Source organism: Bacillus silvicola, from assembly GCF_050524305.1.
GTDB classification, from domain to species: Bacteria; Bacillota; Bacilli; order Bacillales; family Bacillaceae_G; genus Bacillus_A; species Bacillus_A cereus_AT.
Window position 1 is genome coordinate 140,155 of sequence record NZ_JBNGVC010000003.1, and the last position, 21,284, is coordinate 161,438.

The following is a 21,284-nucleotide window of genomic DNA, read 5'->3' on the forward strand; positions in this document are numbered from 1 at the left end:
TCCTAACTTCTCCTATGCTAAAACAGGGTTCGTATATTTAAATGTATTAACAACATTCATCGTGTCCGTCATAAGGGTCACATGATCATAACAAATCGAAAGCTTATCATTCATATATTCCTCTACCATTTCATCAGTTGGTTCGCTAAATGCATCTCCAAACACAGACACTCCCTCTAATGATTTTGAAGACAAGCCAATTGTCAATAATGCATATTTCACATCATCTTGGCTACCGAAATTATAAATAGGGCACTCATATGTAATTCCATACTTTTCTTCAAATCTACTTAAAATCTCAATAGCTACATTTTTCTGTTCTGCTAAATCCTTTTGATAGCCTACACATCCATCTACAATTCGTGTAATGCCATTTTGTAGGCAATATACTGTCGCAGCTGCGTGAATAGCTAATTTATCACCTAATAACACAAGATTAACTCCCCAGCGTTTAAAATCTTCTTCCAATTTAGAAATTGCAATACTTCTAAATAATCCATATGTAGGTAATATTGTACGACCGATAATTTGCTCTGGAAAACGATTTTTTAATTCTTCTACTCGAATTTCAGATAACTCACTTTTAATCCCTATACCGCTGTTACATGTTAATAGATGAACCTCTTTTCCTTGTAATGCCTCTAGACATGCTACTAATGATGAATCGCGACCACCTGTGAATAATACAGCTACTTTTTCTTTACTCATTGAAATCTCCCCTTTAAAATTATTTATTTTAGTTGATGAAGTAGTGCTTCTATATGATCGGTAGTATGGAAAAAACTAACCGATATACGTATGGAATTTAGTTCTTTAATCTCTCTAACAAAAATATTTTGTATCTCTAATTGTTTTGCAACGCTTTTACAATCTAATCCTTCTGGTAAAGGAAGAGTTATTAAGCTAGCAGTTTCCATCACTATAGGACGAAATGCTGTTTCTTCGATGATTCTATTTCTTAGCATATCTGTATTTGCTTGAATCATGGGGAAAATAGTATTCATCCCCATCTCATCGCAAAGCCACTTTAATCCTGCTAAAAATCCATGAATAGAAGGACGGAACCGTGTACCAATCTCAAATCGCCTGCTTCCTTCAGAGGGAAAATAATAAATAGTTCCGTCATGTTTATTAAACGAAGCATTTCCAACAAAGGTTTGATTGACGATATCTAGCATCGACTCTTTAATGTACAATGCACCAATACCTTCTGGCCCATGTAACCATTTATGTGCCGGAAACACATAAAAATCCACATCCAACTCTTTCACATTCACTGGCATAGCACCTACTGCCTGCGCTCCATCTACTAAAACAATAATTCCTCGTTCATGTGCATACTTACAAATGTCTTGGATAGGAACAATACACCCAGTCGTCCAAAACACATGAGAAATAACAATAATTCTCGTTCGTGCTGTAACCAATGTAAAAAAAGCATTGAGATCAAATACATGATTCTCAGGTTTATAGAATCGAACATTAACACCTTTCAGTCTGCTCAAAATAGATAAACCAGCTAATGCACCCAAATGTTCACTGTTAGTTGTTAAAATTTCATCCCCTTGTGTCAGATGTAAACCCCACAAAACTACATTAACCCCATCAGTTGTATTGTTTGTTATAGCTACTTCAGACGATTTTGCATGAATGATTGAGGACAACCTATGACGTACCATCTCGAGATTTAATTGGAATCGCTTTCTTTGTCCTTGGTTCACTCGTCCCTTTTCAAACTCATACTGCAATTCTTCTATAATGGCATTACACACACATTTCGGGATAAGGCCGGCTCCACCTGTATTGAAATAGGACTGAGTTACAGTCATCGGGAGTTCCCTTCGGATGGTATCTAACATGCTCTAAACCTCTTTTCTTAGCAAAATGAGTTCTGCTCTTGTCTGTTGATATACAGATTAATATACATTCACAAAAAGTGTATATTAACCCGTATTAAATAAAAAAACGTTCGTGTTTACCGTGAAAAAGGTGTGGATATTTATAACAATTACTATAATTTCACATTTAAAGCGAAAATGTCAATGCTTTTTTTCATAAAATTATCCATATCAAAACCATCTGATTTGTAAGTTTTATCTGTAAATTCATAAATTTCCGCATAGTAAAAATTATATTAATGGCTCTAAGTTTAAAAAACTTCTCATCCCTCAAATCGTTTCCGTACCCCCAATTATGCAAAAATATTTTTATTACTATTGACATGAAACCACTCCCATAAAATAAACTCAAGAAGAACAATAGTTGGCGTAACACGAATAGAGATCTATAGGCATAGTGGCGTTACGACTAGTGTTTTTAATTGATAGATATTTAAAAGGAGGGTATTTAGGGTATGAGTGAACTACAAATATTTGAATGGTTAAAAAAACATAATGCTCCTTTTACTTTGAAATTAAAAGTAATGGAACTTTTCCAAGTCAATACATTGCTTGTAGAGATGGATAAAGAATTAATGGATAAAGAAAGAAAAATAATGATTCTGCGTAAATATATTATAGATAGTTAACTAAATGCGACCTTAAATTGATAGAAGATAATAATAAAGATGTTGACATGGTACGCGTTCCATATTTTAGGATGATGATATGTCTTCGATGACAACTAAGATAATATTTTCCAGGGGGAATCTTCTATGCAGTTTAGCACATCATTTACTAGTCCATCCTATCTTGAAACAAGCGGGGTCATGAAGCTTGCGAATATTTCCTATAATAACAATGAGTGGATGCACTTTGAAATAGGTGCAGAAGGGATTTCTAAGAAATCTGGTGCTTACTTAGTTCCGTCCATTCCAGTAGAATTTCACTGCCATGGAATCGGTGATTATGATTTTAGTAATTTAGATGAATTAGATATTGAGAAAGTCAATACACTAGCCGAATATGAAGGTATTTTCTGTGTACCTTCTATCTTTCTTCCACATAACCAATTAGATCAATTTGTAGCTTTTATGAAAGATTTTCATAAGCAAAAGAAAAAGGGACTCTATCATAATATTTTAGGTATATCATTAGAGGGACCATTATTAGCCAGCTTTGCAGGCACACCAGAAAGAGGAAATTGGGCACCAACTAAAAAAGAATGGGAAAAGATTGCATCTTGTGGAGAATATGGTCTTATTTATACTGTACTTTCTCCAGATGCTATGACTGAAAACTCCTATCTAAAGAAGTATATAACTGAGGAGCATCCAAGCTTAGAATGGATTGTGGATACGCTGGTAGAAGCTGGGGTTAAGCCCGCATTAGGTCACTTCCAAAAGGCATATCCAGAAGAAACTTCAAAGCTTATTATGAAGGTTATAGATACGGCGCAAAAACGTAGTAATTATACTGGATCAGATGCTGTATTAACAGACCATTTATTTAATGATATGCCTAATAATTTTAAACACACCTGGAGAACATCTCAGGAAAGAGCACATAGATTAGAAGGATTAAAAAATGCTCGATTAGACCAATGGAATCTAGATAATATAAACACAGTTGTTGGAGAAGTTCCTGGTACTTTAATGAGAGCTGCTACAGAAGGTTTGTTAACAATCTGTATGAATTTTGATAGTGAGCATGTAGACTTAGAAGTTGCACGGCGAGTTGTAGAGCTCGTTGGCTCCAAAGGCATTATTGCAATGACAGATCGTATTGACACAGATTCTATGTGTGGTCAGTCATTACAAAAAATTGAAGGGAATAATTTGTGGTATCAGGCAAAAGGATATGTAGCGGCGGGATCTTACACAATTGATCGACTCATGCATAATATTCGCGCTATTGGTTTTAATGAAAAGGACGTATGGAATATGACCTCATTTGTTCCATTACAAGCTTGTAATTACCTACACACACTAGAAAATCTACCTATGAAACCATTCAGCTTTATAGATGAAACTAAAAAAAGAATACATTTTAAAGCTCCTGTGCCAGAACTAGTTCTAGCTTAAGTATAAAAAAGAACACCTTTTTGAAGTGACCCCAAAAAGGTAGACACATTATTTCATTAGGCAGCTTCTTGGGCATAGGTCCGGTATTGTACCGAGCTCATGCCTTAATTCTTTTATAATTATAGTAAGCTATGTACTTTGCTAGTTCTTGCTTAAAATGTTCTATATTCTCAAATTCTTTTCGGTATAGAAATTCAGACTTCATGATCCCAAAGAAATTTTCAATCACTGCGTTATCGTAGCAGTTTCCTCTACGGGACATGCTTTGTGTAACGCCATGATCAGTATGGAAAGGCGAAATTTTTTCAAGTGGAAGCATTATCATCATGATATTATTTTGCAAACAGTAAGATGGTACCTACGGTACAATTTAAGCTTCCGTGATTTGGTGGAAATGATGTAGGAACGGGGCTTATCCGTTGCTCATACAACGATTATGCGATGGGCTCATCAGTATGGTCCTGAATTAGACAAAAGAATCCGTCGTCATCTCAAGCAAACCAATGACTCTTGGAGAGTCGATGAAACATATATCAAAGTGAAAAGTCAATGGATGCACCTGTATCGTGCTGTCGATTCTAAAGGAAATACCATCGATTTTTACCTAAGCAAAGCAAGAAACCACAAGGTTGCAGAGCGATTTTTCAAGAAATCTTTACAGTCTTTTCATATTTCTGAGCCTCGTGCCGTGACAGTCGATAAGAATCCAGCTTATCCTATAGTAGTTGAAGAATTGAGAAAAGAAAAAAGATTCCATTAGGCATCCAACTAAAGCAAGTGAAATATCTCAATAACATCGTGGAACAAGAGCATCGGTTTATTAAAAAGCGAGTTCGTTCGATGTTAGGATTGAAATCCTTTCGCACAGATACATCCATTATTTCTGGAATAGAAGCTATGCATATGGTAAAAAAAGGGTAAATTATTTTACTGGACAAGTCTGTCCAAAGTCAAGTGAAGTTCATCCATCAACTATTTGGAATTGCTGCTTACGGCTAGATTCCACTAGGAAACTTTTCGCCTCTTTATATCTTTCCTAAGTATTTGCACCAAAACCGTTTAGAGCTTCCTGTCTCACGTTCAAAAAGTTTAGACTTTCATGTATTTCTAGAACTTCTTCATATTTTTTATAAGAGAAATAGTTCAAAAGTAACTGAGGAGGAAATATGAACAACTATTAATAAATCCCTTAAAGATTGAACTACAAAATATCAGTTTATAGGTGAGTTTGGTTTGGTCTCATTTTCTTTTATTTCTTGTAAAAATATTTTTTCTGTTCTAATAATTTTATGAATTTAGCCTCAGTTATTCCTCTATTTTTCCACTTAGGATGAGTTCCTTCTATTATATATAGTTTCTTTTATTGGGTTCTGGTGCAAAAAGATGATAAATAAAAAAGAATCAAGGATTCCTAACGAAATCACCTGTTAAGCAGTTAATCTAAACAGCTGACTGATGAAAATATTCTGATTTTGGACAGACTGATCCCGTAAATCAACGTGAAATCGAATGTAGGAAAGACATTCATTCTCTCTTTCAATTGGCCAATACAATCTTACCTAAACTAAAAACTTCTAATGAAAGTATAAAATACTACGCTTCTTTAGTAGAATATTATTCCGTATATAAATTAAAACGGTTGGATGAATCTCTTATTTACATTTATTTACTCTGCTTTATTCTTCATCGTTATCAAAGAATGAATGATAATTTAATTAATAGCTTTATTTATAAAATGAGAAAACACAACGATGATATACTATCTTTTGCTAAAGACCAGATATACATCTATTACACAGAAAACCAGGGGGATGTCAAGAAAGTAGGTGAAGTCTTACAAGTTATAGTAGATGAAAACATTTCAGATAATGCAGCATTTAAAGATATTCAAGAGCGTGTATTTTCTATCCTAGATCGTCCGAAATTAACTGAACTAGACAATCAAATCCTGGATAATACGAAAATAGATGAAAAAGCGTTCCGTTGGGAACGTATTGATATATTAGCTTTGCATTTTAAACGACAGATTCGCCCTATTTTTATGATGGTTAACTGGTACAGATGATTCCCTTATGGATGCAATAGCTTTTCTAAAAGAAGCTTTTACGAAAGGAAAAGCCTTAACCAAATATGATATAGAAGATATTCCTCAAGCCTTTATAACAAATGGCAACAAACGTTATCTCTACACAAAAAATGGGTCCCATTCAAAATGTTTACTGATAAATCGATATGAATTTTTAATTTACTATTCCTTATGGCATCATTTACAATCGGGAGATATTTTTTGTAAAGATAGTATACAGTATCGAAGTTTTGAAGATGATTTACTTGATAAAGGTAAGTGGAAGGAAAAAGAGGCTCTTATTAACGATTTAAATTTAAATACATTAAAACAACCCATTGAACAATATTTGCTAGAACTTGAAAATAGATTAGAATCTCGCTTTATCGAAATCAATAAAAGGATTACTGCAGGAAAAACAAATATATTCAAGTGAAAAAGTATGAAAATTATAACTCGTGGACAGTTCCATATACTCGAGTTTCAGATCCTATGAATCATTCATTTTTCGATGTATTACCCAAAATTGATATACGAAGCATTATGTATTTTGTAAATTAACATAAATTTGAACATATCCTGGGACGATATGCAAAACAAAATGCAAATTATAATATTCTCATTCCATGTTTAATAGCTTTGGGAACAAATATGGGGTTATATAGAATGGGATTAGAAACGTTAAAAGATGCAAATGACTGCATCAGTAATGCAACAAGTAAACTTCCTATTGTTCAATATTATAATATGGAGGATTTCATCCATTCGAGTAGCGATGGGCAAAAATTCGAAACGCAGATTCATACGCTACAGTCCCGTCATTCCTCTAAATATTTTGGAATGAATAAGGGAATTACCTCTTATACAATGGTCGCCAACCATATTCCGATTCAAGCAAGAATTATTGGTGCGAATGAGCATGAAAGCCATTATGTATTCGATATTTTATATAATAATACAACTGATATTAAACCTAATATTCATTCTACAGATACACACGGAACAAATGAGGTGAATTTTGCTATTTTAGATTTATTTGGTTATCAGTTTGCACCAAGATATAAGGATATCCATGCGACAATATCCCGAAACCTATATGGTTTTTAGCATTCAAACCAATATGAAGAATTACTTATCAAACCTTTACGGAAAATCAATAAAGAGCTGATTATTAAAGAATAGGACAATATTAAACGAATTATGTTATCTCTTGCTTTAAAAACGACTACTCAAAATGTTATTGTTCGAAAGTTAAATTCCTATGCACGAAAAAATCAAACAAAACGTGCATTATGAGAATATGATAATATCAAAAGCCTATATTTTTTAGAATATATTGATTCACTATCATTACGTCAAAATGTTCAAAAGGCACTAAACCGCGGGGAAAGTTATCATAAATTACGTCGATCTGTATCTTATGCGAACTCTGGGAAACTTCGTTTCAAGACTGAACAAGATCAACAGATCTGGAATGAATGTAGTAGGATACTCACCAATTGTATCATTTATTACAATGCGAATATATTATCGAATTTATTAACAAAATCTCAGGATAAAGGTCTTGAGATGAACATATTAAAGTACATTTCACCGGTTGCCTGGCAACATATCAATTTTTATGGCCATTATGAATTTAATAAATCCCCAACTGTAGTTAATTTAGATACAATCATTAAGAACATTAAGGAAGCTGATATGCTAGCTAGGTTAACACGAGAGAGTTCATTTAAAGAAAAATAGAAAATAAATTTATTTTGTTGTGTTGTATTTTGTCTTATTCCCCCTTTTCGTGGGATGGGCAAAAACACCCGTTATGTAAATTTATAAGAATAATGTCGAATTTATCAGAATTTTGTATTTTTTTGTTGATTTATGTTATTTTTAATGTTAAACTCATAACAACAAAGAAAGAGTAAACGAAAATCCTTAGCGATTAAATTTTCTGAATTTTTAGCTTCATTGGCCAGTTTACTCTATGTGATTTATAAGTTTCTGTATTGATTTTCCACTCTTTCTTTGTTTTACCCTATAAAAGAAAACAACCTGTTTTTATACAAGTTGTTTTTTTTGTAAAAATTTAATTTGTTGTTTTTATAACAGTTGGGATTACTATTTTAAAAATTATTATGGTCTATAGGGGGGCGATAGATAATAGATTGGATATTTAATGAGGAGTTTGCATTACAATAGAGTGAATCTAGAAAGAGGTGAAAACTAAGAAATTCGGGTGTTAGTTTTTTAATTTTGGAGAAGGATGAATAAAAATATAGTGGATATACAATTACAACAAGGGAATGCAGTATAGATTAGTATACAAGCATTCCCTTTTTATTTTTTAAATTTGAAATGTATCTAAGATATTATCTTTTTCTTCTTTATTGATACCAATATATTCAAGTGTAATTTGTGGTGTGCTGTGATTCAAGATTTCTTGTTGGTTCTTCAAAAACTTTGATTAATCGCTTCATAAACATATAAGCTGCTTGATGATCGCATGTTCTACGAAGTTGAAGATCCAAAGTATACCCATCTCCATCAATTGCACGATAAAGATAGCACCAATCCCCTTTAACTTTGATGTACGTCTCATCTAAATGCCAAACATGGTGTGCAGTTTTGTTTATCTTTTTCCAAATTTGATAGATAAGGTTTCCGTATTCATGAACCCAACGCATTATGGTTGTTGGATGAATTGAAACACCACGCTCTTTTAAAATTTCAGAGATATCACGATAGCTTAAGGAAAAACGACTGTAGTTGCCGACAGCTGCCAAGATAATATCCTTTTTGAACCGTTTTTCTTTAAAGTATCGCATTTGTGATTCTCCTTACCCTTTTTTTAGAGTCTAGCCTCATTTAGAAAACTTTGTAACAGAACCTCCACTTGCTTACTTATTTTATATCTTTTGAGAATATATCCACACCTATCGGCATATATCTTAAACACAATAGATATGCGAAAGGGTGAGAGTATGATTTCATCATATTCAGTAAGATACATTTTAATAACAGGTAATACTTTCATAAAAAAAGTAATCACTGTATATGCATCTTCTGCGTTCTTTGCTATTGAAAAAATCAAAAAAGAATTAGAACGCCGCTTTTCTAATCCTACAAAAATTGAAGTCTATGCAGTATAAATATTTAAAACAATTCAAACGGACCAAGGTGAAGTCGATATTGGTTTCACCTTGGTCTATTTTAATTTTAATATGTATTAATTACATATTAAAATTCGTTATCACCAATTAAATTTCCTGCATCATTATCTTTAGTAAGTCTTTGCTTCAAGTAATTTTCTTTTGTAGTTCTATCATTTTTATGGCCAACTGCAGCCGCTATAATATGAGGCGGTAGCCCTTTGTAATCATATAAATACTGTACATAAAAATGTCTAAAGAAATGGGGGGTGATGCGCATATTCTCTGTAAATGGTAGTTTGGTCTCTTTGATGATCTTAGAAATATACTGAGATAGATAATTCTCTCTGTAGGAAGTATGGTTCTTTGTTTGAAATATAGTCCCACCGTTTTTATTTCCAATATCAATAGGCAATCTCCTGCGTAAACGAAACGCAGCTATACGATTATAGATTTCTTTATTAATAGAAACGATCCTCTCATCATCACCTTTTGTAGCCACCGTTAAGTAATAACGGTCACGCATTGAATCGTATTCAAGGTCTTCCCATTTTGCGTGGGATACTTCTGCCACACGTAAACCGGTTGTCGCCAGAAATGATAATAGAGCGTAATTGATTTCGTTATTCTGATAATAACTTAGTAGTTGTTTTACTTCCTCATAGGATAACTCTCGCTTTTGTTTTTGCTGTTTTCCTACTGTTGTACTTAATATCTCTACATGAAGAGGTTGCTGAATATATTGGATCTCATATAACCATCTTAAATAAGAACGTATAACTCCAAGCTTTCGACTAATTGTAGATACTTTATATTTTTCTTTTGATTGGTAAGAGATAGCCTCTCGTGACAACCACTTTTGGTAGTTACGGATATGCCGTTTTCTAAGATTCCTCCAAACTTGGCCAACTTCATAATCCTTTACATCTTGCTGCAGAAACTCTGTGCTTTGCTTAATAAAAAAATAAAATTGACTTAGATCACGAGCATATAAAACACGTGAATTATCCTTTATCCGTTTTTCCTTATCAAAATGAGTTTGTCGGTTTAAATAATAGTACAGTATTTCTTCATCAGAAAAACCATCGTACGTTTGTTTTTCTTCTCGCTCATTATTTTCTTTTCTTCGCTCCGCTTGTTTTAGAATATCCTCATTCCAAATTGCAATTATATTTGCAAATTCTTGTTTTTGTTTTTCAATAATTTCTAATGAACTATTCTTATGTAGTGTATTCATTTCAAATTTCATCATATATCAACTCCTAACGGAATTATAATCTAATAATATTATAACCTATATACATGTAAAACTAGTTATATAAAGAAATTAAACTTTAATTATTAGTAAATAGATAATAAGAATAGAAAATGTTCTATTTTCTATTCTTATTATCTATTTGATTTTATAAATTATCTTTTATATAATTTATAATTATATAAAAGATAATTTAATTAGAAAATGAATTTTCATTTCATATATTTTAAAAAATAAATTAAGTTATAATTGTGTTATAATTAATTTACATTATATATTTTTATTAGTTTAACTTTACATAATAAAATTATTGAATTCACATAATAGAAGTTTACACATAGGAGGAAAAGGTATGTTTGAAAGACAGGAAATAAATATGAATACGAATGAAGTAAAAGCTTACTTAGGAATTAGTAGCTTCATTTTTAGTACTCTTATGAAACAAGGACAATTAAATCCAATTAATCGAGAGACCTGGCGTTTAGATGGTAGCTTTTTATTTAAGCGAGAAGACATAGAAAAGTTGAAAGAAGATCGTGAAACAGAAGGAATTACCTTATATCAGGCAGCAAAAGATTATAATGTGAGCATGTATCAACTTGAAAAGTGGATAGAAGAAGGAGATTTGACTTGTACTATACAGAAACATCGTAATCGTGAGACTAAATTTGTAAACGAGGAAGAAATATACGGATTGGTACAGCAATTGGATCAGGCTAATACGCTGTATACATTCTCACAAAAATATAATGTAGTATTGTTCCAAAAATTTATGGAAGGTAATAAATTAGCACGCATTATATCCATTCCGAAGCGCGGAGATATTGTGCTGATCGATGAGTTTGGAAACAATATGACACTAGAAGATGCAATTAAAATGGGGTATAATCCTGCATATATTTTATCCGATAAACCAAGAAGTCATCACCAAAAGTTTGTAAAATTTCGTTTTCCTAAATCAAATCAATTAAGAAGTAACATTTTTCACGTAATTGACTTAGTATTACAGTATGTATCACCAAGAAATATTAAGATTTCTGAGGAAGATGGGTTTTGGTACTTTGATGTTCGTCAATCCAGTATTCAATTACCAATGCAAATGCAGGTAGAATGGATTGATTGTTTAACTCCATATATAATAGAAGGAAAATTAACAAGACGTTTTAATAATAGCGTGTATTTAGATAGCAGTAGTGTCACTAAGGCAGTAACGATAACAAGCAGTGAATACCATGCAATCACAAACATTGTAAAAGAAACGAATATTTCTATTGAAGAATTTATTGTATCCGCTATTCGTAAAAAGATTTATGATTATCAAGCGTCACACAACTAATTTATATATAAAAAACGGCTTATTTTTTCTTAAAGGGGGATTTTTATTTGGAAAAGGGGAAAGTTGTTTTTTCAGAAGAAAAAGGGCTCTGTTGCAAAGTTTCTTAACAGAGAAAAAGTTGGTATGATTGCAGATGGATTTTATGCAATCGTTAGTAATTGTTGTAATTCATTATACGTCGAAAAAACGAAGTTTGGTTGTTACAAACTTCGTTTTCGTTTATATAGAGCATGAACGGTTTCAATATGAGGCATGACGAAGACTTTGAAATCCTGTGGAGTTGCCAAAACGCCTTTTTACATGCCTATGGTCTTGTTCAATGAGATTGTTTAAATGCTGCTTGATGATCTCTTGTTTTACGAAGTTGGATATCCAATGTATACCCTTTTCGATCAATCGCACGATAAAGATAAAGCCACTCCCCTTTGACTTTGATATAGGTCTCATCTAAATGCCATGATAATTGAGCAGTTTTGTTTTTCTTTTTCCAGATTTGATAAATAAGATTGCCATATTCATGCACCCAACGCATGATTGTTGTTGGATGAACTGATATTCCACGCTCTTTCAAGATTTCAGATACATCACGATAGCTTAAAGAAAAACGACAGTAGTAGCCAACGGCTACCAAAATAATATCTTTTTTGAATTGTTTCCCTTTAAAATATCCCATGTATCATGCTCCTCGAATCATTTTTCTCACATTTTAGTTTCGTTTAGAAAACTTTGCAACAGAACCTAACATTCCTAAACAACTAAATTTTAAAAATGATAAATTGTTTAAAGGACATTATCAGAAGCATGTAAAAAAACAAAAAGAATTTGGAAAGATTAATAAGGCGCAGTATTTACAAGGTGCGCGTAATCATTTAAATTCGAAACCAAGTTCTACAATTTTAGTGAAACATAGAAAAGGGAAAAAATTAGTTTATAATACCCGGACTAATGAGTTTGGGGTTCTAAGTAAAAAGAAGAACATTTCTACGTACTTTAAGCCAAAAGGAAAGAAAAAATACTTTGATAGACAATAATAATTTAAAGGATGATATGATGAATAACAGTGATATGAATTTTGTATGTTTAGTTTGTGGATTTAATGAATTACTAGAGCCACCATATGATGAAGATGGTGATCCATCATATGAGATTTGTCCGTGCTGTGGTTTTCAATTTGGATTTGATGATTGTGATCAGGGACATACGTTTGTTAAGTATAGAAAAAAATGGTTGGAAGAAGGTGGGGTTTGGTTTATTAATGAAAGCAAGCCAGCTGAATGGTCATTGGAAGAACAGTTGAAAAACATCGAGTGATGGTGCAAAGATAATAATGCTATGTAAGTGTAGAAAAGTTGTGTGAAATAGGACAGTAAGAATGAAATAGTTTGTAGAAAGAAGAGCTGATATAAGCTCTTCTTTCTTTATAAACGTAATTTTTTATAGAAAACATGGAAACAAAAACCCAGCGTATAATCGTTGTGTGAGCGATAATGTTTCAACTTGAATAGACTTTGCTTTTTCAGACTGATCACGTCCTTTTAGAGTACTAGTATCAGTATATCCAAGTTTTATAGATTTCTTGCACCAGAACCTGCCGGTTTGTTATTCACTTTATTCACCAGAAATGCTAGAAGTTCAAAACTCGTTACTGTTCTTTTTTAACTTCTGGTTTTACTGTATATGTGTAACCTTCATTAGTCAATTCACTAGGGGCAGCAGTAAATCCTCTAGGTTTCTCAACAGGTCTTACAGTTACAAGGAATTCCGTTCCGTATTCTGCTGAGTAGCTCCCTGTCCCTACTAAATATAAATTGTTATTTCCATCAACTCGTAAACCACTTTGGGATCCCCATATCAAAGCTGTTTTTGTAAAGCTCCCTAGTGATTCTGTAAACCTAGAAGAATTATGGCCACCATTTAGGCTTCTATCGTAAGTAATTGTCCCATCCATGCGAGAAAGTAGATTTACATTTCCATTTATTTTAGCAGTATTTAAGCTCACAACAACTTCTACAGATGAATTTGCAGGTACTACAATATTTTGTGCGCTAGCGGTATACGTGTAACTTTCAGTCTTTGTTTTTTCCTCGGTACTTGAAAAATTATATTCAGTAGACAGTTCAATACTTGTTTCTCCAACTAATGGAATTTTAAATGTTGCAGAAGCGCTTGCCCCTAAATTAAATCCATTCGTAGTAGAATTTGTAACGGAATTTTCAAAAGTCTTTGAAAATTCATTTGTAGTAAGTGTTTGATCTTGGTTGGTATTATTAGTTAAAGTTGACCTCCCTACAAATAAACTACTTGAATTAGTAATAGTAGGTGAACCAATTTGTTCTACTGATGTCTGATAAATTTTAGTAAGTTCATATTCTGCTGTTTCGGAAATAAAATAGTTACGATGTAAGTTGTGCATATATTTATAGGCGGATTGGAAAGGTTCACGCCAATCCGCTATATATGCATTTTGTTGTTGTGCAATGTTTTGAACAGAACTAATTTGAGCCGCACTTACTGAACCTGGGGATGTAAATGCAAATGATGAACTAATAGCCCCAATCATAGCTAGAGATAAAATCTGTTTTGTCTTTTTACTGTTTTTCTTCATATTTTTAGCTCCTTCTTTGGATTATAATAAAGTAGTTTGATTTTTTTATTTACAACATATCTCTATATTGGCTGTACCATTGTCACTCTATATAAAGGTTGTAAAATAATAATCTTTATATCTCCATATTTTTTAAGCCTTAAAATAGAAAGCGCTTACTTTCCGCGTAATAATAAAATGTACATATTGCGACACTATAAAACTATTCACCAGAACCTATATAAGTTCTTTTTAAGACTCTTAGAATTGTCCAATTCCTGCGGAAGTCATTTTACTTTTATTGAAAATATCACCTCCTTTTTAAACTCACAAAGGTAGATAAAGTGTAGGAGATTACCAGCCCCTTTCAATTTGCTATAAAAGAATTTTAATTCAGAAAATTTAAAAAATCAACACATTTCGACAAAAACATCCCACGAATCAACACATTTCGACAAATCACTTAATGTGAAATGTAGAAATAAAAAAATTCGAAAGTTTTCTATTTAACTTAACATACTTGTATTAATACCCTAAAAGGTGGATAAATTCTATCTATTACTCTTACATAATAGTAAAAGTCATCTTGTGAAAAAATGTCGAATTTTATAAAATATTGTATTTTTTTGTTGTATCGTTTTATAAAAAATGCTACCATTATAACCAATTAAAGTTTAAATATTGTTTCTATTCTGGTTATTAAGCACTATTAATTTTCATAAAATATTGTATTTTATTATTAAATTTATATAATTTTTATTTCTCGAAATAATATTTTATAGGTATTAAATAGTTAGTGGAAATTTTTCCAAATTGGATTAATTTTATTTCTGCCAAATAACATTGAAGTAAAAGGGGAAGATATATGATTATCAAAGAAATCTTCATTAATATTACTATTCTTTCTTTTTTGGCCAGTGTAGCAGTATTTGTTCATATTTTCACTTTAAAGTTGAGCAGATTTTCTAAAAAGTTCTATGGAGGAGTTACTGCTGTTACTTTAATGTTTTTTTCATTTGAGTACATGGGGATTTTTTATGATTTACGGTTTGTACCACTTATTCTTTCATTTGTGTATTTTGGATGTACTGCTGGCTGGATTACATTAGTTAGTATTACTTTAATGCAGTTTCTATATTTTAGTGGTGATTTAAAATTACAGGTAGTGTTTTTTTTAGGAATAGGGATTTTGTTTACTCTTTCCAATATATATATTAAAAATTTTCATCCATATAAAATTTCTTTTCTTTATCTGGCAGTTTGCATAGGTGTAACAGGATTAATAGACAAGTTATTACTTCCTGTAACAACGAAAATTTTTTATATCCCAAGCCTATTATTTATAAGTATTGGACTTTTAATAGGAATTCTTTTTATAGAGGCCTATCGTAAACTATATTATTTCATCAAGAATTTATTGAAAATAAATCTAAAATTGGAAAAAGCAAGAGGGGAGCTTAAAGATACTGTTCATGAAATTCAGGGAGGAATATTTAAATTTAAAAAAATAAATAAACATTTTATATACACAATGTGTGATGGGCAATTTTTTCATCAAAATGGATTTGATCCCCGACAAATGGTAGGAAAAAGTCTATGTACCATAGATTCGTCTATTATCCCATCTCATATAGTTCCTCAATTATTGAAATATTATATAAGAGCATGGGAAGGACAAGAAGTTAAGTTTGAAATACCTTGGCTAAATGATAAGACCATCATACTAATTGTACTTAGACCTATTAGGAAAAATGGAAGAGTTGTTGAAGTTGTTGGCTCGCTTGCTGATATTACTGATAGGAAGGGTATGGAATTAGAATTACGTTCAACAAAGGAGAGGTTAGAATCATTTGTAAATCATAATGTAGATGCAATTGTTTTCTCTAATCGGGAAGGATATATTTTCCATACTAATAACGCTTATGAAAAAATATTTGGTTGGTCAACACAAGAAATCCTTGGTAAAAAGTTACCTTGTATACCAAATTTTCTATTGGATGAATCTTTAACTATAATTGAGGAAATATTGTCGGAAAAATCTACAAATATACGATTAGATACGGTTAGACAAAGAAAAGATGGGAGTCTTGTAGATGTGAATTTGATAATTTCCCCCATCCGAGATATGGAAGGAAATATAATTGCTTTATCAATAATTTATAGAGACATCTCTGAAAAAAAGCAAGTAGAAAGAGAACAAAATCGATTACATAAGCAATTGAAAGAAAGTGAATTGAAATATCGGGCACTATTGGAGCAAGCAACTGATGCTGTATATTTAGTAGAATTAAGTAAAGACCAATTACCAACTCGAATTATTGAAGTGAATCCTGCTGGTTGTAAACGATTTAATAGTAGTAGAAGTGAACTTCTGTCTATGCCATTTTTGGATATTGTCTCTCAAGAATCACAATTTTATAAAACATTAATTCAAAAGATCCAAGCAGGCAAACGTTCCTTCACTTTCCAAGAAGATTATGAATTTAATACGAAGAAGAAAATAACTACGGAATTTAGTATTCGTATTTTCAAGCTAAATGGGAAAGATGTTTTCCTAGGTATTTCGCGGGACATAACAGAACGCTTAAAGACCGAAGAGTTATTAAGAAAGTCTGAAAAACTTGCTTTAGTGGGTCAATTAGCTCCTGCAATTGCTCATGAAATAAGAAACCCGCTAACAGTAATGAAAGGTTTCATGGATTTATTTAAATTAAAGGATAATCAAAATAATCAACGATATATAGATATAGTTTCTGCAGAAATTGATCGTATGGAAAGCATTACGAATGAATTCATGGCGTTGGCTAAACCACAAGCGATAAAAACACAGCCTAATAATATTAGTGCGTTAATTGAACAAGTTATAATATTACTTCAGCCTCAAGCGACATTGCATGATATATACATTAGAATAGATCTTGCACCTGATATTCCAAAGATACTTTGTGAAGGAAATCAATTAAAACAAGTATTTGTTAATATTCTAAAAAATTCAATTGAGTCCATGCAAAATGGAGGAGAAATATTGATTCAAACCAGAAAGCAAGAAGATAATCAAATAAGTATTCTTTTTATTGATGAAGGATGTGGAATTCCCAAAGATCGAATGCCATATCTTGCAGAACCTTTTTACAGTATTAAAGAGGGCGGAGTTGGTTTAGGGTTAATGGTTTGTTATAAAATTATTGAAACACATCAAGGAAAGATACATATTGAAAGTGAAGTGAACAAGGGGACTTCCATTAAGATTACTCTCCCTATCAGTACAAGCGAACATTAAAATTAATCTGTTGCTGAATTATGGGTTCTAGTTTAAACAACTCAAAGTATTTAATTGGCTATATTGGTGCAAACATTTTAGCCCTATTAAATATGAATATTCTTATTTAATAATTATCCAAATCCTTAATTTGAGACTCCCACGACTGAATTCGCAAGCCCTAATCCTTACGGATTAACGGGTGGGATTCTTGAATGACTAAGCGTTCGCAGTCCATTTCTGTTTTGAACAACCTTCAAGATGAGGGCATCTCATTGCCCCTCCTAAACCAGACCATATAGGTGCTTAGGCTGATTGACTCTTACCATCAATCACAGTTGCGTAGCGAATATTCATCGCCCCAACGATATCGCGATGTTTCTCAAGCCCACATTTACAATTGTATTTTCTGTCTTGTGCCTTGTTCTTTTCAGAACATTTTGGACAGGTTTGACTCGTATAAGCAGGGTTCACATATTCGATCTTAATACCAACTAATGTCGCTTTGTACTCGATGAATTGTGCTAAACGATAAAATGACCAAGTATGTAGATTTTTTTCGTTTTTACGGCTTGTTCTTGCCGTCTGTCTAATATTCGTTAGTTGTTCCAATCGAATGACAGAAATATTATTATATATTGCAAAATCAATAATTTTACGACTTACTTTGTGATCTTCGTTTTTCATCCATCTTTGTTCTTTATCATTATATTGACGAATAGCATTCAATTGCTTACCTTCTCCTAACTGCTTGCGGACACTACGAAACTTACGTTTCATATATTTATTTCGTCTTCCGTTTCCGAAGAAACGAACCCTGTCACCGTCTGTTACTGCAACAGCGGGAACTTTTAGGCCTAAATCGACACCCATTATCTTTGTTCCTGTCTTTTCGGTTGTAGGAATTGTAATAGTTCAACAATAAATCCTTGTATTACCGACCTAGAAATACTTGAGATGAAGATTGATTCTCCATAATAAATATTTGGTTGATAATATTTGAATAATAAAGAAGAAGTGGTGCAAAATATTTAAAAAGTATCTAAAACAATGATAGTACTTTTAATAAATATCAATATTATCTCTATAAAGAATATTCAACTTAGAAATGGGTGTTACTTTGAAAATCAAAAGAGAGAATGATACAGGGCAAGAAGGAATCGAAATTTCTATTACACCATCCCTAGACGAAAATGCACTCTTATTGAATAAACATATGAAACATACACAAGATTTAGTTTGTGAAAGATTTACATTCAATTCAAATCAATATCTTATATTTTTTTTAGAAACAGTTATTGATAAAGAGATAATTAACACAAAAATATTGGAACCTTTATTTGAAAAAAAAGAGGGCAATATATTAGAAATCATACCATTAACAGGTATTAAGCAAGAAAAAAGTTTTTTATGCATTAAAGAAGCACTTGTCGCTGGACAAATTATTCTATTTCAGGAAAAATACAACTTTGCTTATACAATTCCGGCTCTTAATAACGAAGAATTAACAACTGAAGAACCACAAAATGAAAGAAGTATTGTTGGTACACATGTTGGTTTTATAGAGAGATTAGAAACTAATGTATCATTGATAAGAAAATATATTACTAATCCAGATTTATTAATTAAATTTACAACTACCGGTAAAATACGACAGCAAAAAACGGCATTAATATTCCTAGATAGAATTGTGGATCCAACAGTATTAAAAGAAACAGAATTATTATTAAGCAAATTGCAAGAATATGATATTAATTCAGTTCAAGAATTACGTCCTTTACTTCTAAACACTAATTTTTTACCATTTCCTCAAATTTTAATTACAGAACGTCTAGATAGAGTAATTGGGGAGATACTAAAAGGAAAAGTTGCCATTATTATAAATGGTAGTTCTTCTTGTGCTTTGCTTCCCGTTTCTTTTTTTTCATTTTTTGAAGCATCGGAAGACACTAACAACAATATGTTTGTAGGAACTTTTATGTATATCCTTAGATTATTCGGTTGCTTAATTACAACTTTATTGCCATCCATATACATATCTATTGTCGCTTTTCATTCAGATGTATTGCCCAAATCTTTACTATATACTTTTAAGCTCGGCATAGAGTTTGTACCGATTCACCCATTTCTTGAAGCTATAATGATGCAAATTATACTAGAATTTCTACGTGAAGCTGCTAGTCGGCTTCCTGCACCGATTGCTACTACAATCGGCATAGTTGGAGGACTAGTTATTGGAAACACAATTGTTGAAATCAACTTAATTTCAAAGCCAATGGTTATTGTCATAGCTTTAACAGCCTTAGCATCATTCACAGTTCCTATTCATGAAATGAGTACATCTATGCGCTTAATAGGATTCTTTTTTACTATTATGGCTGGATTATTTGGATTTATGGGAGTAGCCGTTGCATTTATCATTTTTTTAATTATTCTATGCGATATTAAGGTTGTAGGAAGGCCCTATTTTTCACTAGAAGACTTAATACGGATTCCATCTATAGAAGTACAAAAAAAACTAATTTCACTCAGAAAAATATTAAAATTTAAAAATACAGGTATATATAAGAGGAACAAAAAATGAATAAAAATATTAAAATTAATTATACAAACCTGATTTTATTAATTATAGGCAATCAACTAGGCCTTTTAATTTATGTTTTACCTAACGCTATTACTACATTAGCGCAGGGAAGTGGTTGGCTTGCTGTTGTTCTAGCAGGAATAGGCGGAGGAGTATGTGCAAGTTTGATGTACATGCTTCATAAGCAATTTTCGAATCAGATACTCTTTGAATATATACCTGTTTTAACAGGGAAGTTTCTAGGGGTATGCATTATAATATCTTACATCTTATTTTTTATTCTTTTAGCAACACAACATGTAATTACCTTTCAGTATATTATTAATGATTGGATTCTTTTATTGACACCTAAATGGGTTATTATTTTATTAACATTCCTCCCCTGCTACTTATTATTAAAATGTTCTATAGATACAATTATACGTTTTTGTTCAATCGTTATATCAATTTCATTACTTATATATGTAGTTTGTTTTATTCTCATTTTTATCTACTACACACAATATGAATGGGATTTTCTCCGCTTCTTCCCTATTATACAAACAAACGGAAAACAGCTATTGTTGGCAACACATCGTGCTTTTACATACATGTCAGGTTTTTCAATTTTATTATTTATTTTACCCTTTGTCACAGGAGAATCTAAAGGGATTTTGAAATACATACTCTTTGGAAAGGGAATGACAGTATTTTTTTGTCTCATATTAACTATTACTATCAATTTATTTCAAAGTATTCAGGAAACTAAGATGATTCAATATCCATGGTTATATTTATTGAGAGGTATGAACTATACAACAATTAATGGCTTTGATCTCTTGTTTATTCCATTTTCTTTAGGAGGGTATATAGTATCTCTAACCTTAACTCTTTATATGGCATCTATAGGTGTAAAACAGCTATTTAGCACCATAAAGCAATCCCAAATAGCTATTTTGATATCTTTTTTGGTAATTACTTTAGCTATGTTTCCAGTAAATCAGTACACATTTCAAAAACTTAGTTTTTCTCTCTCTTGGATTACATACCTATTTGTTTTTATAATCCCGTTAACCTTGTTAATACTAGCTAAAATAAAAAAAACTTTTAGGGGGTAA

12 protein-coding genes and 7 pseudogenes are annotated in these 21,284 nt (G+C 31.8%); 10 read left to right on the forward strand and 9 right to left on the reverse strand.

Features of this window, described 5'->3' with window-relative positions; translation table 11 throughout:
- Nucleotides 1-12: 12 nt before the first annotated feature.
- Both ACP6L7_RS09665 and ACP6L7_RS09670 read right to left on the reverse strand, forming a co-directional pair.
- A complete protein-coding gene (locus ACP6L7_RS09665) occupies nucleotides 13-708 on the reverse strand; it encodes a hypothetical protein (protein WP_430529118.1) in 696 nt (231 codons plus the stop codon).
- Nucleotides 709-731: 23 nt separating this feature from the next.
- Complete coding sequence (locus ACP6L7_RS09670; protein WP_430529119.1) at nucleotides 732-1,859, reverse strand: aminotransferase class V-fold PLP-dependent enzyme; 1,128 nt, start codon at nucleotides 1,857-1,859, stop codon at nucleotides 732-734.
- 494 nt (nucleotides 1,860-2,353) lie between these two features.
- Here ACP6L7_RS09670 and ACP6L7_RS09675 point away from each other — a divergent pair, with 494 nt between their 5' ends.
- A complete protein-coding gene (locus ACP6L7_RS09675; protein WP_430529120.1) occupies nucleotides 2,354-2,527 on the forward strand; it encodes a hypothetical protein in 174 nt (57 codons plus the stop codon).
- Between the two features lie 126 nt (nucleotides 2,528-2,653).
- Nucleotides 2,654-3,961 carry an amidohydrolase family protein gene (locus ACP6L7_RS09680; protein WP_430529121.1) on the forward strand — a complete coding sequence of 436 codons (1,308 nt, stop codon included), beginning with the start codon at nucleotides 2,654-2,656 and terminating at the stop codon, nucleotides 3,959-3,961.
- A 56-nt stretch (nucleotides 3,962-4,017) separates the two neighbouring features.
- Here ACP6L7_RS09680 and ACP6L7_RS09685 read toward each other — a convergent pair.
- Nucleotides 4,018-4,238 (reverse strand): annotated as a pseudogene (locus ACP6L7_RS09685) (IS3 family transposase); the annotation flags it as partial.
- A 9-nt stretch (nucleotides 4,239-4,247) separates the two neighbouring features.
- On the opposite strand from ACP6L7_RS09685, the pseudogene ACP6L7_RS09690 reads away from it, so the two are divergent.
- Both ACP6L7_RS09690 and ACP6L7_RS09695 read left to right on the forward strand, forming a co-directional pair.
- A pseudogene (locus tag ACP6L7_RS09690) lies at nucleotides 4,248-4,960 on the forward strand (IS6 family transposase).
- A 496-nt stretch (nucleotides 4,961-5,456) separates the two neighbouring features.
- Nucleotides 5,457-7,769, forward strand: a pseudogene (locus tag ACP6L7_RS09695) (Tn3 family transposase); the annotation flags it as partial.
- Between the two features lie 595 nt (nucleotides 7,770-8,364).
- Here the strand turns inward: ACP6L7_RS09695 and ACP6L7_RS09700 are convergent.
- From ACP6L7_RS09700 to ACP6L7_RS09710, 3 genes and pseudogenes are all read right to left on the reverse strand, one after another.
- A pseudogene (locus ACP6L7_RS09700) lies at nucleotides 8,365-8,463 on the reverse strand (tyrosine-type recombinase/integrase); the annotation flags it as partial.
- A pseudogene (locus ACP6L7_RS09705) lies at nucleotides 8,462-8,845 on the reverse strand (IS6 family transposase); the annotation flags it as partial. The pseudogenes ACP6L7_RS09700 and ACP6L7_RS09705, both read right to left, overlap by 2 nt.
- A gap of 412 nt (nucleotides 8,846-9,257) precedes the next feature.
- Nucleotides 9,258-10,418: a tyrosine-type recombinase/integrase gene (locus ACP6L7_RS09710; RefSeq protein ID WP_430529137.1), complete on the reverse strand. Its 1,161-nt coding sequence runs from the start codon at nucleotides 10,416-10,418 to the stop codon at nucleotides 9,258-9,260.
- 358 nt (nucleotides 10,419-10,776) lie between these two features.
- On the opposite strand from ACP6L7_RS09710, the gene ACP6L7_RS09715 reads away from it, so the two are divergent.
- Nucleotides 10,777-11,760, forward strand: coding sequence for a DNA-binding protein (locus ACP6L7_RS09715; RefSeq protein ID WP_430529122.1), 984 nt, complete (start codon nucleotides 10,777-10,779; stop codon nucleotides 11,758-11,760).
- A gap of 200 nt (nucleotides 11,761-11,960) precedes the next feature.
- Here the strand turns inward: ACP6L7_RS09715 and ACP6L7_RS09720 are convergent.
- Nucleotides 11,961-12,433, reverse strand: a pseudogene (locus ACP6L7_RS09720) (IS6 family transposase).
- A gap of 70 nt (nucleotides 12,434-12,503) precedes the next feature.
- On the opposite strand from ACP6L7_RS09720, the gene ACP6L7_RS36265 reads away from it, so the two are divergent.
- Nucleotides 12,504-12,791, forward strand: coding sequence for a hypothetical protein (locus tag ACP6L7_RS36265; protein ID WP_489686864.1), 288 nt, complete (start codon nucleotides 12,504-12,506; stop codon nucleotides 12,789-12,791).
- Nucleotides 12,792-12,810: 19 nt separating this feature from the next.
- Nucleotides 12,811-13,071: a hypothetical protein gene (locus tag ACP6L7_RS09725; protein ID WP_430529123.1), complete on the forward strand. Its 261-nt coding sequence runs from the start codon at nucleotides 12,811-12,813 to the stop codon at nucleotides 13,069-13,071.
- A 331-nt stretch (nucleotides 13,072-13,402) separates the two neighbouring features.
- On the opposite strand, the gene ACP6L7_RS09730 is transcribed toward ACP6L7_RS09725, so the two are convergent.
- Nucleotides 13,403-14,365, reverse strand: a complete 963-nt coding sequence (locus ACP6L7_RS09730) for an ETX/MTX2 family pore-forming toxin (RefSeq protein ID WP_430529124.1) — start codon at nucleotides 14,363-14,365, stop codon at nucleotides 13,403-13,405.
- A gap of 844 nt (nucleotides 14,366-15,209) precedes the next feature.
- Here ACP6L7_RS09730 and ACP6L7_RS09735 point away from each other — a divergent pair.
- A complete protein-coding gene (locus ACP6L7_RS09735; protein WP_430529125.1) occupies nucleotides 15,210-17,624 on the forward strand; it encodes a PAS domain-containing sensor histidine kinase in 2,415 nt (804 codons plus the stop codon).
- Nucleotides 17,625-17,909: 285 nt separating this feature from the next.
- On the opposite strand, the pseudogene ACP6L7_RS09740 reads toward ACP6L7_RS09735, so the two are convergent.
- Nucleotides 17,910-18,518: pseudogene (locus ACP6L7_RS09740) on the reverse strand (RNA-guided endonuclease TnpB family protein); the annotation flags it as partial.
- Nucleotides 18,519-18,723: 205 nt separating this feature from the next.
- Between ACP6L7_RS09740 and ACP6L7_RS09745 the strand changes: the two are divergent.
- Together ACP6L7_RS09745 and ACP6L7_RS09750 are read left to right on the forward strand one after the other, a co-directional pair.
- Entirely contained in the window at nucleotides 18,724-20,187 is a 1,464-nt protein-coding gene (locus tag ACP6L7_RS09745; protein ID WP_430529126.1) for a spore germination protein, read from the forward strand.
- On the forward strand, nucleotides 20,184-21,284 hold the full coding sequence (locus tag ACP6L7_RS09750) for a GerAB/ArcD/ProY family transporter (RefSeq protein ID WP_430529127.1): 1,101 nt from the start codon (nucleotides 20,184-20,186) through the stop codon (nucleotides 21,282-21,284). Before ACP6L7_RS09745 ends, ACP6L7_RS09750 begins: the two co-directional genes overlap by 4 nt.